Source organism: Roseateles sp. AC306, from assembly GCF_979253795.1.
In genome coordinates this window covers 203,256-215,060 of the sequence record NZ_CEEDEB010000009.1, presented here as the reverse complement: position 1 = coordinate 215,060, position 11,805 = coordinate 203,256, and the positions used below count along the sequence as shown (strand labels likewise).

General features: G+C 68.5%; 12 protein-coding genes. 9 read left to right on the top strand and 3 right to left on the bottom strand.

Annotated elements, in window-relative coordinates:
• The first annotated feature begins 49 nt into the window (after positions 1–49).
• The 5 genes from ypfJ to AC0IZJ_RS18380 all read left to right on the top strand — a co-directional run bounded on the left by ypfJ (position 50) and on the right by AC0IZJ_RS18380 (position 4,013).
• On the top strand, positions 50–919 hold the full coding sequence (gene ypfJ, locus AC0IZJ_RS18400; RefSeq protein ID WP_471852677.1) for a KPN_02809 family neutral zinc metallopeptidase: 870 nt from the start codon (positions 50–52) through the stop codon (positions 917–919).
• Positions 920–1,079: 160 nt separating this feature from the next.
• On the top strand, positions 1,080–1,694 hold the full coding sequence (locus AC0IZJ_RS18395) for a hypothetical protein (protein WP_471852676.1): 615 nt from the start codon (positions 1,080–1,082) through the stop codon (positions 1,692–1,694).
• A 5-nt stretch (positions 1,695–1,699) separates the two neighbouring features.
• Positions 1,700–2,017 (top strand): hypothetical protein, encoded by a 318-nt coding sequence (locus tag AC0IZJ_RS18390; RefSeq protein ID WP_471852675.1) that lies wholly within the window; start codon positions 1,700–1,702, stop codon positions 2,015–2,017.
• Complete coding sequence (locus tag AC0IZJ_RS18385; protein ID WP_471852674.1) at positions 2,014–2,928, top strand: HprK-related kinase A; 915 nt, start codon at positions 2,014–2,016, stop codon at positions 2,926–2,928. Before AC0IZJ_RS18390 ends, AC0IZJ_RS18385 begins: the two co-directional genes overlap by 4 nt.
• Entirely contained in the window at positions 2,925–4,013 is a 1,089-nt protein-coding gene (locus AC0IZJ_RS18380) for a nucleotidyltransferase domain-containing protein (protein WP_471852672.1), read from the top strand. Before AC0IZJ_RS18385 ends, AC0IZJ_RS18380 begins: the two co-directional genes overlap by 4 nt.
• A 70-nt stretch (positions 4,014–4,083) precedes the next feature.
• Here the strand turns inward: AC0IZJ_RS18380 and AC0IZJ_RS18375 are convergent, their stop codons facing one another.
• Positions 4,084–4,305 (bottom strand): hypothetical protein, encoded by a 222-nt coding sequence (locus AC0IZJ_RS18375; RefSeq protein ID WP_471852670.1) that lies wholly within the window; start codon positions 4,303–4,305, stop codon positions 4,084–4,086.
• Between the two features lie 275 nt (positions 4,306–4,580).
• Here AC0IZJ_RS18375 and AC0IZJ_RS18370 point away from each other — a divergent pair, with 275 nt between their 5' ends.
• Positions 4,581–4,766, top strand: coding sequence for a hypothetical protein (locus tag AC0IZJ_RS18370; protein WP_471852668.1), 186 nt, complete (start codon positions 4,581–4,583; stop codon positions 4,764–4,766).
• Here the strand turns inward: AC0IZJ_RS18370 and AC0IZJ_RS18365 are convergent, their stop codons facing one another.
• Positions 4,767–5,672: a LysR family transcriptional regulator ArgP gene (locus AC0IZJ_RS18365; protein WP_471852667.1), complete on the bottom strand. Its 906-nt coding sequence runs from the start codon at positions 5,670–5,672 to the stop codon at positions 4,767–4,769.
• Between the two features lie 73 nt (positions 5,673–5,745).
• Here AC0IZJ_RS18365 and AC0IZJ_RS18360 point away from each other — a divergent pair, with 73 nt between their 5' ends.
• Positions 5,746–6,381 carry a LysE/ArgO family amino acid transporter gene (locus AC0IZJ_RS18360; RefSeq protein WP_471852665.1) on the top strand — a complete coding sequence of 212 codons (636 nt, stop codon included), beginning with the start codon at positions 5,746–5,748 and terminating at the stop codon, positions 6,379–6,381.
• Positions 6,382–6,391: 10 nt separating this feature from the next.
• Positions 6,392–7,660: a D-amino acid dehydrogenase gene (locus tag AC0IZJ_RS18355; RefSeq protein WP_471852663.1), complete on the top strand. Its 1,269-nt coding sequence runs from the start codon at positions 6,392–6,394 to the stop codon at positions 7,658–7,660.
• Here AC0IZJ_RS18355 and prsT read toward each other — a convergent pair.
• Positions 7,657–10,443, bottom strand: coding sequence for an XrtA/PEP-CTERM system TPR-repeat protein PrsT (gene prsT / locus AC0IZJ_RS18350; protein ID WP_471852661.1), 2,787 nt, complete (start codon positions 10,441–10,443; stop codon positions 7,657–7,659). The genes AC0IZJ_RS18355 and prsT overlap by 4 nt on opposite strands.
• 93 nt (positions 10,444–10,536) lie before the next feature.
• On the opposite strand from prsT, the gene AC0IZJ_RS18345 reads away from it, so the two are divergent.
• The gene (locus AC0IZJ_RS18345) at positions 10,537–11,805 is read left to right on the top strand and encodes an Hsp70 family protein (protein WP_471852659.1); all 1,269 of its coding nucleotides are present in this window, start codon (positions 10,537–10,539) and stop codon (positions 11,803–11,805) included.

Here is an 11,805-nt window from a genome sequence, read left to right as displayed (position 1 = left end):
GGGCGCAACTGCCGCCTTAGGATCGCTGCCACAGCAGCAGGAGAGCCGCATGAAATGGGAAGGCCAGCGAGAAAGTGACAACGTCGAGGACGCGCGGGGCGGCGGCGGGCGCGGCGGCCTGCCGATCGGCGGCCGTGGCCTTGGGGTCGGCGGCATCGTCGTCGCCCTGCTGGCGTCCTGGGCCTTTGGCATCAACCCGATGACGGTGCTCGGCCTGCTCGACGGCGGCGGCGGCCAGCCCGTGCAGACGTCCGCGCCGGCCGAATCCCGCCCGCAGGACCCGGCCGGGCGCTTCGTCAGCGTCGTGCTGGCCGACACCGAGGACGTCTGGGGCGCTTATTTCCAACGCAGCGGCCAGCAATACGCAGCTCCCAAGCTGCGCCTCTTCCGCGGCCGCGAGCCCACCGCCTGCGGGACCGGCGAATCAGCCATGGGGCCTTTCTACTGCCCTGCCGACCGCAAGGTCTACATCGACCTCGGCTTCTTCGACACCCTGCGCGAGCGCCTCGGTGCGCCGGGCGATTTCGCCCAGGCCTATGTCATTGCCCACGAGGTCGGCCACCATCTGCAGAACCTGATGGGTACCACCGAGAAGCTCGACCGCGCCCGCGGCCGCGTCTCCGAGCGCGAGATGAACGCAATGAGCGTCAAGCTGGAACTTCAGGCCGACTGCTATGCCGGCGTCTGGGCCAAGCTGTCCCAGCAAGGCAAGGGGTGGCTGGAGAAGGGCGACGTTGAGGAAGCGCTGAACGCAGCCGCGCAGATCGGCGACGACACGCTGCAAAAGCGCAGCCGTGGCAGTGTCGTGCCGGAAAGCTTCACCCACGGCAGCAGCGCCCAGCGCTCGCGCTGGTTCCGGCGCGGCCTGGACACTGGCGAGCTGAAGGCGTGTGACACCTTTTCGTCAGCCGCGTCCTGACCGTTAAAAATCCCCCCCGAAACCGCCCACCCAATCAAGGGGGCGTCAAATGACCCTCTCCAGGCTTTGTGTGAAACACTTCCGTCCAAAGCGCCGGACCGTCTATTAGGATCGGCCCCTTTCCAGAACAGAGCAAAACGGTTCCACGAGGCCCACTGTCATGAGCGAACACCAACCCCAGCACCCGCAGCAGATGCCCGAAGCGCAGCCTGCGGCTGTGGCGCCTGGTGTGTCCAGGGTGCGCCGCAACCTGCTGCGAGCCGGCGCCATCGGGGCCCCGGCCCTGATTTCGCTCAAGCCCGCATCCGTCATCGCCTGTTCCTGCAAGCTCCCGTCCGGCTTCACGGTGTCCGGCAACGCCAGCCGCGGCCCGAAGAACTGCGTCGACTACGGCCGCAAGGCCAGCACCTGGCGCGCCGACAGCAATTGCAAGAACAGCTCGTCACCCGCCTACTACTACAGCGGTGGTTCTACCTTCTCGATCAGCAAGACCACGCTGATCAGCAGCCTTGGCCTGAGTCTCGGCACCTATACCGGCACCACGGTGGACGCTTGGCTTCAGAAGGGTGACAGCAGCGATCAGGGCCTGTTGATGGCCTGCTATCTCGAGGCCGTCGCCAGCGGCAACGACAGCACCTGGCCGAAAAAAGACAAGTTCGTGACCATGTGGAACAGCGGCGTCATCGCCGGCAGCTACACGCCGCCCAACCAGACGACACCCTGGACCAAGGCCAAGGTCATCGCCTACCTGAAGTTCCTGACCAACCAAGCCTGATTGCCATGCTGCTGGGCGGCCCGGCTCAGATCTGGCTGGCCACGCCCGCGGCGGGCCGGTTGCTGTTGCAGGAATTCGAGGACGGCTCCGTCTGCTTCGATCCGGAAACCGGCGAAACCTTGTTGCTCTCCCACCTTTCCAGCTTTCTGCTGGACCTCTGGAAGCAGAACGCCGTCGCCCCACTGACGCGCGACCGACTGCTGGCAGAGGTGCTTGCCGCCGACGACTCGGCAACCGACGCCGGCGCTGCGGCAGAGCTGATGGATCAGTCCTTGAACGAGTTGCAACGGGCCGGCCTCGCAGCCAGCAGCGCCAGCGCGTGACGCGGGTCAAGGACCTGGGCGCCGCAGGCTGCAGTGCCGCGCTGCGGCGCGGCCTCGACATCGTCACAGGGCCTTTCAACTGCTCGCTGCGCACCGACGTGGACAGCATCGCCGCCGAATTGGCGACTCTGTACGCCGAGCATGAACTCGCGCCTGAAGGCGACATGATCGACTTCCACGTCGAGGTCGCGTCGACGCCCGGCCTGCGCCGCTGGTTGCGTCCGCAGGTGCAGTTCCTGGCCGACGGCGTCACGCCCTTCACGCCGTTGCCGCGTGCCCAGGCGCTGCCGATGCTGGAATGGGGCCTGAACTGGTGTGTCACGGCATATAGCCATCACCTGCTCGTTCTGCACGCGGCCTGTGTGGCGCGGGACGACCGCGCCGTCATCCTGCCAGCGCCACCCGGCTCGGGCAAAAGCACGCTATGCGCTGCACTGGTCAATCGCGGCTGGCGGCTGCTCAGCGACGAGCTGACGCTGGTGGACTTCGACGCCGGTCAGGTATGGGGCCTCGCGCGGCCGGTCAACCTGAAAAACGCGTCCATCGATGTGATCCGCCGCTTCGCGCCCGAGGCGTTTCTGACGCAGCCCGTGCACGACACCAGCAAGGGCACGGTCGCGCTGATGGCGCCGCCGGCGGCCAGCGTGCGTGCCGGCAGCCGGCCGGCGCGGCCCTGCTGGATGGTGCTGCCGAAGTACGAGGCCGGCGCCGCGGCGACACTGCAACCCATGCCACGCGGCCAAGCCTTTCTGCAGATCGCCGACAACGCGATGAATTACCCAGTCCTCGGCCGCCAGGGCTTCGAGACGGTGGGCAAGTTGACCACGCGTTGCGAGCATTTCAACTTCCGCTACGGCAATCTCGACGAGGCAATGCAGGTCTTCGACGACCTGGCCCGCAGCCACGCATGACGCCGTCACTGCTGACCGGCGTGCTGCGAGATGCGGACCTGGCGCGGGGTCTGTCGATGCCGCAGTGGGACGTGTTGGTCCGCCAGGCCCGCCACGCCAACCTGCTCGGGCGCCTGCACCACCATCTCACCGCTGCCGGCATCGACGTACCTAGGCGGCCGGCCAACCATCTGCAGTCCGCGGCGACGATGGCGGACCGCCAGCATCTGTCGGTGCGCTATGAGGTCAGGACGCTGCTTGGCGCCCTGCAACCGCTGCGGGTTCCGCTCGTCCTGCTGAAGGGCGCCGCTTATGTGATGACTGACCTGCCCGCCGCCAGAGGCCGGGTCTTCTCCGACGTGGACATCTTGCTCCCGCGCCCAGTGCTGGACGAAGCCGAGTCGCTGCTGGCGCTGAACGGCTGGAGCGGCGACAAGCTCGACGCCTACGATCAGCGCTACTACCGCCGCTGGATGCATGAGCTGCCGCCGCTGATGCATATCTTCCGCGGCACGGCGCTGGACGTGCATCACACCATCCTGCCGCCCACCGGTCGCAACCACGTCGATGCGGGCGCCCTCCTGCGCGACAGTGTGGAACTGCAGGGCTGGCCGGGTGTCCATGTGCTCGCGCCGGTGGACATGGTGCTGCACAGCGCAGCCCACCTCTTCCACGAAGGCGAGCCGGACAATCTGCTGCGCGACCTGAGCGACCTGGATCTGCTGATGCGGCATTTCTCGGCCCAGCCTGATTTCTGGCAGCGCCTGCTGGCGCGTGCGCAGAGCCACGGGCTGCAGCAGCCACTGCGCTTGGCGCTGCGCTACTGCCGGCAGGAATTGCTGACGCCGATTCCTGATGAAGTGTTGCGGCAAGGCGGCGCCGACCGCTCCACAACCTGGGGTGAACGCGCGCTGGACTTCATTTACGCCCGAGCGCTACGGCCAGCCCACGCCAGCGCCGCCGATGCCTGGACGGCCTGGTGCTGCCGCGCGCTCTACGTTCGATCACACCGGCTGCGTATGCCGCTGCCGCTGCTGGCCTATCATCTGTTGCACAAGGCCCTGCGCCCGCCACAATCGATCACGCTGGACGACAACCAACGTTGAACTCAGCGCACGCCAGTGGGCGGCACATGCTCTGTGGATATGGTCTAACCGCTGAGAAGCGGCGGATTCTTCAGGCAGTGCGGCGCGACAGCCAGGCCAGCGGCGAATCCTGCGACGTGCGGCTCGACTGCGATTCAAGAAAATCGCTGGGGCCCTGGCTACGGTACTCGCTGACGGCGCCACCATCGAGGCAGGCATCCAGGCCGAAGGCAGTGCCCAGGTCGGCCGGATCCGGTTCACTGCGAGCGGCAGCGTCACGGCGGAAAAAACGCAGCGCTGGGACGAATCGCATGGCAAACCTCTTTGGCTGAAAGGCCGATAAACATTTCGGCTCAGTGCAATCAGTGTGCGGGATTCATATGACAAGCGAACCCCGCAACTGTGAGTAAATATTGCCCCTGCTGGGATTACCACACGTTCAGGGTGGGTCCGCCCCCAGTAGGCAACCCGGTTTGTGGCTGATTCACGTCAATCGCTGAGCGTTGCGCGATTGCAAAAGACGGTAAGTCTGCCTAACTGTGTTGAGCCAAACCGGTGCGGATGCACTTAAGCTGCGCGCCTCTCTCGATGTTCGGGCTTTCCCGCATGACCTCTCTCGCACTGAAATGGATCGCCAACGGCATGATCGGCCTCGTCGTGGCTGGCACGTTGTGGATCGCGCACACAGTGCAGCCGGGCGACCCAAGCGCGATTCTGGTGGCGCAAGCCGTAGCTGCACCGGCAGCAAGCGCTTCGGCGCCGGTCCGCCGCTGATCAGCCCAAGGCGCGGCGGGCACCGTCCGCGAGCGCGTGCCCGATCTGATCCAGCAGGGCACCGCGCCCTTGCAGCTGCCACTGATGCCAATAGAGTGTCACGTCGGCGCTGATTTCCGGCCGCAGAACCACCAGTTGGCCCGCCTCCACGAGCGGTCGCACCTGGATTTCGGGCGCCACGCCCACGCCCCAGCCCATGACGACGGCCGCCACATAGGCCTCGCTGGATGGCACGAAGCGCTCTCGCAGCCGGGGCGCGCGGACGCCGAAAGCTTGCGACACCCACTGCACCTGGCTGTCGTCCTTGCGGTTGAAGACAAGAAAGGGCGTGTCGGCGAAATTGCCGGCATGCAATCCGTTGGGTAGCTGCGTTTCCAGGAAGCCGGGGCTTGCCACGGCCACATAGCGCATGACACCCAGTGGCTGCACCCGGCAGCCCTGCAGCGCTTCGGCCACCGTCGACACGCAACCGAGAACGGCGCCCTGGCGCAGGCTGTCATGGGTAAAGTCCTGGTCGTCGACGACGATCTCCAGCCCGTAGCCCTGGCGCAAACCTTGCTGCACCAGGTCGTCCAGCGCCGGCAGCACCCAGGTCGCCAGGCTGTCGGCATTGACGGCGATGGCCAGGCGGGACTGGGGCGCGACACGCTCGCCGAGTTCGCGGGCCACGTCCACCCGCAGCGCCTGCAATTGGCGGGCGAAGCGCAGCAGCACCTTGCCGGCCTCGGTGAGGCGCAGCGGGCGCGAGCGCACGACGAGCGGCTGGCCGACCTGCGTCTCCAGCCCGCGCAGTCGCTGGGAGACGGCGCTTTGCGTGATGGACAGGCGTTGGGCGGCGCGCTCAAAGCCCTGTTCATCGGCCAAGGCAGCCAGGCAATGGAGAGCGGCGGGATCGAACTCGTTCATAAGCCGTCCTAATGTACGGCGATCAATATGAATGACGCTTCTTGAAATGAGGCGGGGTGAGGAGAATCCGGCGATGCCCGCCGCTCTCGTCACCAGCCCCGCACCCGCCGCCTTTGCGCAGGGCTGGGCCATGGGGGCCGGTCTCATCCTCGCCATAGGCGCGCAGAACGCGCTGGTATTGCGCCAAGGACTCAGGCGCGAGCATGTCGGCGCCGTCGTGGCGGTCTGCACGCTGTCGGACTGGCTTCTGATCGCGCTGGGCGTCTTCGGCCTGGGCGCGCTGATCCAGGGCAGCCCGCTGCTGCTGGAGGTGTTCCGCTTCGGCGGCGCCGCCTTCCTGCTGGGCTACGCGCTGCTGGCTGCCAAACGCGCCTGGCGGCCGGCCGCCAGTTTGGAGGCCAGCGGGCCGGCGGCCAGCCTCGGCGCGACGCTGTCGACCGCCTTCGCCCTCACCTATCTGAACCCCCACGTCTACCTCGACACCGTCGTGCTGCTCGGCGGCCTGGGCGCGCGCCAGCCGCCGGAGTTGCGCGCGGCCTTCGCGGCCGGGGCGGCCGTCGCGTCGGCGATGTGGTTCGGCCTGCTCGGCTTTGGCGCGGCGGCTGCAGCGCCTCGTCTGCAAAGCCGCCACACCTGGCGGGTCATCGATGCGCTTGTCGCTTTGCTGATGACCGGCCTGGGTTTACAACTGCTCCTGCAACCGCTTTAGGCGCCCGTTCATGAAGATCGTTGTCCTCGGCGCCGGCATCATCGGCATCGCCACCGCCTGGTATCTGCTCGACGAAGGCCATGAGGTCATCGTCGTCGACCGCCAGCCCGACGCCGCGCTGGAGACCAGCTTCGCCAACGGCGCGCAGATCTCGGTCAGCTTCTGCGAGCCCTGGGCCAACGCGGGCGCGCCGTTCAAGGTAGCCAAGTGGCTGCTGCGCGACGACTCGCCCCTGCTGTTCCGCCCAACCCTGGACCCGAACCAGTGGCGCTGGGGCCTGGCCTTCCTGATGCAGTGCACGACCGCCGCCTTCGAGCGCAACGTCGAGGAGCTGGTGCAGCTCGGCCGCTACTCGCACGCGTCGTTGAAGGAACTGGTGGCGCAGACCGGCATCGACTACTGCAGGCTGGAGCGCGGCATCCTCCACTTCTTTTCCAGCCAGGCCGACTACGACAACGGCGCGGCCGGCGCCGAGATCATGCGCCGCCACGGTGTCGACCGCCGCGTGCTGAACCGCGAGGAGGTGTTGAAAGTGGAGCCCGCGCTCGCCGGCTTCGGCGCCAAGGTCTGCGGCGGCACCTTCACGCCCAGCGACGAAAGCGGCGATGCCAAGGTCTTCACCCAAAAGCTCGCGAGGCTGTGCGCGGCGCGTGGTGCGCAATTCCTGTACGAGCATGACGTGTTGGGCTTGCAGCGGGCCGGTGACGGCATCGAGGCCGTCCAGATCGCCCATACGCGCAACGGCGAGCGCAAGACGCTCAAGGCCGATGCGTTCGTCGCAGCCATGGGGTCCTATACGCCCGCGCTGCTGCGGCCGCTGGGCGAGCATCTCAACATCTATCCCGCCAAAGGCTACTCGGCGACGCTGCGGTTGAAAAAGCCCGAAGCCGCGAGCGTCGTCAGCCTGCTGGACGACAGCCGCAAGATCGCCATCTCGCGCCTGGGCGACCACATCCGCATCGCCGGCACGGCCGAGTTGTCGGGCTTTGACCTGAGCCTGGATACACCCACCGCCCGCGTGCGCTGTGCGGCCCTGGTGCGGCGCTACGAGGAGCTCTTCCCCGGCGTGGCCGACACCAGCGAGCCGCACTACTGGGCTGGCCTGCGCCCCAGCACGCCGACCAACATTCCCTACATCGGCCGCAGCCACAAGGCGCGCAACCTGTGGATCAATGCCGGCCACGGCACGCTGGGCTGGACGCATGGCGCCGGCTCGGGCCGCGCGCTGGCCGAGCTGGTCGCGGGCCGCAAACCCGAGATGCAGTTCGGCTTCTACTAGAGCGTCTTCAGCAGCGCCTCGACATCCTTCTGCTGCGGGAACTTCGGGCCCAGCCTGGCCAGGCTTTCCAGCTCGACCTTGGCCGCCGGCTTGTTGCCGGACTGGATCAGGATCTGCGCAAGGTTCAGCTTGTAGCTCGGCTGGTCCGGTTGGTCGGCGATGAGCTGGCGCTGTGCGCTGACGGCCTTGTCGAACTGCTTGTCGTTGGCCAGCACGGTGGCGTAGGTGTCACGCAGCGCGCCATCCTCCGGTTTGAGCTTGAGGCCGCGCTCGGCCAGTTCGCGCGCGCCGGGCTTGCCGGCCTTGCTGCGCAGCCAGGCGACGTTGTTGATCAACGGAATGACGTCGGGGTGCTTGGCCAGCAAGGCCTCGTAGCGAACCAGCGCGCCGTCGAAGTCGCCGCGCGCCAGCGTCACGTCGGCTGCGGCGGTCGTGAAGGCGTTGTCGCGCGGATGGGCGGCCTGCCACTGGCTCTCGAAGGCCAGGGCCTCATCGCGCTTCTTGGTGGACAGCAGCAGCGCGAACAGGCGCGGCGCAGCATCGCCCGGGTCGGGAAGCGCAGCGGCCTTGCGCAGCAGCGCGATGGCGGGCTCGGGGCGCTGGCGGCTCAGTTCGACGTCGGCCTCGACGACCAGGGCGTAGGCCTCCTGCGGATACTTCTTCTGGCGCTCGCGCAGTGCGGCCACGGCCTCGTCCGTGCGGCCCTGGCGAATGGCGAGCTGGATCAGCAGGCGCTGGGCGGTGACCGAGCCCGGCTCGGCCCCCAGGGCCCGCTTGACCTCTCGCTCGGCGCCAGCGTAGTCCTTGTCCATGAAGCGCAGTTGCGCCAGGCCCAGCCAGCCGTGTGCGCGTGCCGGTGCCAGCGCGGTCAGGCGGGAGTAGGTCTTGCCGGCCTGGGCCTTGTCGCCCGCGGCGAGCTGGGTGCGCGCCAGGCGCTCCAGCAGGTCGGGGTTGTGCGGCTGGGCGGCGGCCGCCTCCTGGGCGGCCTGGGCGGCTGCGGCCATGTTGCCCAGGCGCAGCTGGTGGTCGATCAGCGCCAGGCGCAGGCCCGCCTCGTTGGGTTCCTCGCGCACGGCGGCGCTCAGCACCTCGGTCACGCGCTCGACCGGCGCGCGGGTTTGCACCAGCAGTTCGGCCAGGGCCAGGCGGGCCTGGGGGGAGCCCTTCTGGTTGGCGATGAAGTCTTCCAGGCGCTTGATGGCCGCGTCGCTGCGGCTGGCCTGCATGTCGATGGCGACCAGGCCGAGCACGGCGGGCAGGTAGCCGGCGTCGGCCTTCAGCGAGGCGTCAAAGGCGGCCTGGGCGGCCGGCGTGTCCTTGCGCACGAGGTGGATGCGCCCGCGCAGCGCGCCCGGCACGGGGCTGTCCTTCATCTTGGGCGCGAGCTTGTCCAGCGCGACGAGGGCGCCGGCCAGGTCCTGGCGGCGCATCAACGCGTTGACCACCATCAGGTCATAGTTGCTGCCGGTGTCCTTGGCGGCCAACTCGCGCAGCTGGTTCAGCGCGGCATCGGCCTTGGCTCGGCCGGCGCCCCCGGGCGCTGCGGAGTCGCGCGCAATGGCCGTCAGCGCCAACGCCGCCTGGGTCGTGGTGTCATCGGGACGCACCTTGGCGGCAGCGCTGAAAGCTTGGTCGGCGGCCTCGAAATTGCCCTGCATCAGCTGGGCCTTGCCGGCCAGCATAAGGGTCTCGGCGTCGGCCTTGCCGTTTTCCAGCGCGGGCCGCAGCGTCTCCAGCGTCTTGGCCGGCGCACGGCGCTGCAGTTGCAGGCTGGCGAACTGTCGGCGCAGGCCGGGTTCTTCGGGCGCGAGCTTGAGGGCCTGGTTCAGCAGGTTCTCGGCTTCGGCCAGCTCGCCCAGTTGCTGGTGGGCGCCCGCGGCCAGGCGCAGCAGCGGCAGGTAGTTGGGCATGAGCTTGAGCAGCGGCAGAGCCAGCTCACGCGCCTTGGCCGCATCGTTCCTGGCCAGCGCCAGCTGGGCCTGCAGGAAGCGGCCCTGCGGCTTCTTGGCCAAGGCTGGCGGCATGCCGTCGACGAGCCGGGCGGCCGCGTCGATATCCTTCCGGCCGAAGGCCAGGCGCACCAGCAGCGAGCGAGCCTCGTAGTTGTTCGCGTCCAGCGCCAGCACCTGCTTGAGCAGCGGCTCTGCGTCGTCGACCTTGCCGCGCGCCAGCAGCACCTCGGCCTTGAGTTGCAGGGCCTTGTTGGCCTTGGGAGTGCGCGCCAGCAGCACGTCCAGCGCGGCCAGTGCCTCGTCGGCAAAGCCGGCGGCCAGCTTGGTGCGCGCGCCGACGACGACGGCGCCTTCATCCTCGGGCGTCAGCTGCAGCGCCCGCACGGCGGTGGCCTTGGCCTCGGTCAGGTTGGCCTGAATCAGATAGGCCAGCGACAGCTGCTGCAGCAGCGTGGACATGGCCTTGGGGTCGGCCAGGCTCTGGTCAGAAAATTCGCTGATCAGCTTGCGCGACTGGCCCGACTGCAGCAGCGTCTGCGCCAGCAGCGGCGCCAGCACGTCACGCGGCGTGCCCAGATCCCAGGCGCGGCGCAGTTCGATCTCTGCGCCGGCCATGTCGCCGGCGTCCAGCAGCGCCTTGCCCAGCAAGTGGCGGCCGGTCGCGTTCTCGGGGTTTTTCTGGAGCAGGTTCTTCAGCTCGATGACGGCGCCCGCCGGGTCCTTCTCCTCGAAGCGCTTTTGCGCGGCGGCAAGCATGTCCTGCTCGGAGCGTTGGCCGCAGGCGGCAAGGGCGGCGACCAGCAGGAAAGGGGCGAAATGGCGCGTCTTCATCGTGTCTCCAGAACAGGCGCGCGATTGTGTTCCTAGAATCCCGGGCCCTCGTCAGTGAAGCCCCCAGGGGCAGGCACGCTCCGGCGTGACGTCATGAACACCATCCCCAGCTTTTGCGCCATCGACTTCGGCACCTCGAATTCGGCCGTCGCCGTTCCCGACAACGCGGGCGCCATGCACCTCATCGAGCTGGAGCCCGGCCAGCGCACCATGCCCACGGCCGTCTTCTACTTTGCCGAGGGCCGGCACGACGCCGATGGCCCGCCGCGCGCCTTCGGCCGGGCCGCCGTGGCCGCCTATGTCGACGGCCACGACGGCCGGCTGATGCGCTCGATGAAAAGCATCCTCGGCTCGCCCCTCATCGACCAGACCACCGATGTCGGCGGCGGCCGCGGCGCCAAATACTCGGACATCGTCGCCGGCTACGTGAAGCGCCTGCGCCGCCTGGCGCAGGAGCCGACCCGCGCCGTGCTGGGCCGGCCGGTGTTCTTCGTCGACGGCGAGCCCGAGCGCGACGCCACCGCCCAGGCCCAGCTCGAGGCCTGCGCCCGCGCGGCGGGCTTCCGCGAGGTGCACTTCCAGTACGAGCCCATCGCGGCGGCGTTCGACTTTGAGCAGCAGGCCACGCGCGAGCAGACCGTGCTCGTCGCCGACATCGGCGGCGGCACGAGCGACTTTTCCGTCGTGCGCGTCGGCCCGGAGCGCATGACCCGCCTGGCGCGGCGCGACGACATCCTGGCCAGCCACGGCGTGCACATCGCCGGCACCGACTTCGACCGCCACATCGAGCTGGCCGGCCTGCTGCAGGAGTTTGGCTACCGCGCGGTCGGCCCCAGCGGACGCGAGGTGCCCAGCGGCATCTACTTCGACCTGGCCACTTGGCACCTCATCAACACCTGCTACTCGCCGCTGCGCGTGGCCGAGTGGCGCGGCATGAAAAAGTGGTTCAACGATGTGCGTCACCACGCACGGCTGATGACCGTGCTGGAGGAACGCCTGGGCCACGAGCTGGCCGCGCGCGCCGAGGGCGCCAAGATCGCCATCTCCGGCGGCGCCGACACGACGGTGGACCTGAGCCACGTCGAGGCCGGCCTGGTGCTGCCACTCAGCGAGAAGACCGCCGTGGACGCGCTGCGCGCCGACCTCGACCGCATCATCTCCACCGCCCACGAGACGGTGGCGCTGGCCGGCCTGAAGGCCGACCAGATCGACGCGCTCTATTTCACCGGCGGCTCGACCGGGCTGCGCCTGTTGGTGGACGGCATGGCCGCCGGTTTCCCCGCTGCGGCGCGCGTCACCGGTGACCGCTTTGCCTCGGTCGCCACCGGTCTGGGGCTGCACGCCCAGCGCTTGTTCGCCTAG

Coding starts and splice junctions, on each gene's coding strand:
- ypfJ (WP_471852677.1), top strand. CDS start 50: ATGAAATGGGAAGGCCAGCGAGAAAGTGACAACGTCGAGGACGCGCGG.
- AC0IZJ_RS18380 (WP_471852672.1), top strand. CDS start 2,925: ATGACGCCGTCACTGCTGACCGGCGTGCTGCGAGATGCGGACCTGGCG.
- AC0IZJ_RS18365 (WP_471852667.1), bottom strand. CDS start 5,672: ATGAACGAGTTCGATCCCGCCGCTCTCCATTGCCTGGCTGCCTTGGCC.
- AC0IZJ_RS18375 (WP_471852670.1), bottom strand. CDS start 4,305: ATGCGATTCGTCCCAGCGCTGCGTTTTTTCCGCCGTGACGCTGCCGCT.
- AC0IZJ_RS18345 (WP_471852659.1), top strand. CDS start 10,537: ATGAACACCATCCCCAGCTTTTGCGCCATCGACTTCGGCACCTCGAAT.
- AC0IZJ_RS18355 (WP_471852663.1), top strand. CDS start 6,392: ATGAAGATCGTTGTCCTCGGCGCCGGCATCATCGGCATCGCCACCGCC.
- AC0IZJ_RS18390 (WP_471852675.1), top strand. CDS start 1,700: ATGCTGCTGGGCGGCCCGGCTCAGATCTGGCTGGCCACGCCCGCGGCG.
- AC0IZJ_RS18395 (WP_471852676.1), top strand. CDS start 1,080: ATGAGCGAACACCAACCCCAGCACCCGCAGCAGATGCCCGAAGCGCAG.
- prsT (WP_471852661.1), bottom strand. CDS start 10,443: ATGAAGACGCGCCATTTCGCCCCTTTCCTGCTGGTCGCCGCCCTTGCC.
- AC0IZJ_RS18360 (WP_471852665.1), top strand. CDS start 5,746: ATGCCCGCCGCTCTCGTCACCAGCCCCGCACCCGCCGCCTTTGCGCAG.
- AC0IZJ_RS18370 (WP_471852668.1), top strand. CDS start 4,581: ATGTTCGGGCTTTCCCGCATGACCTCTCTCGCACTGAAATGGATCGCC.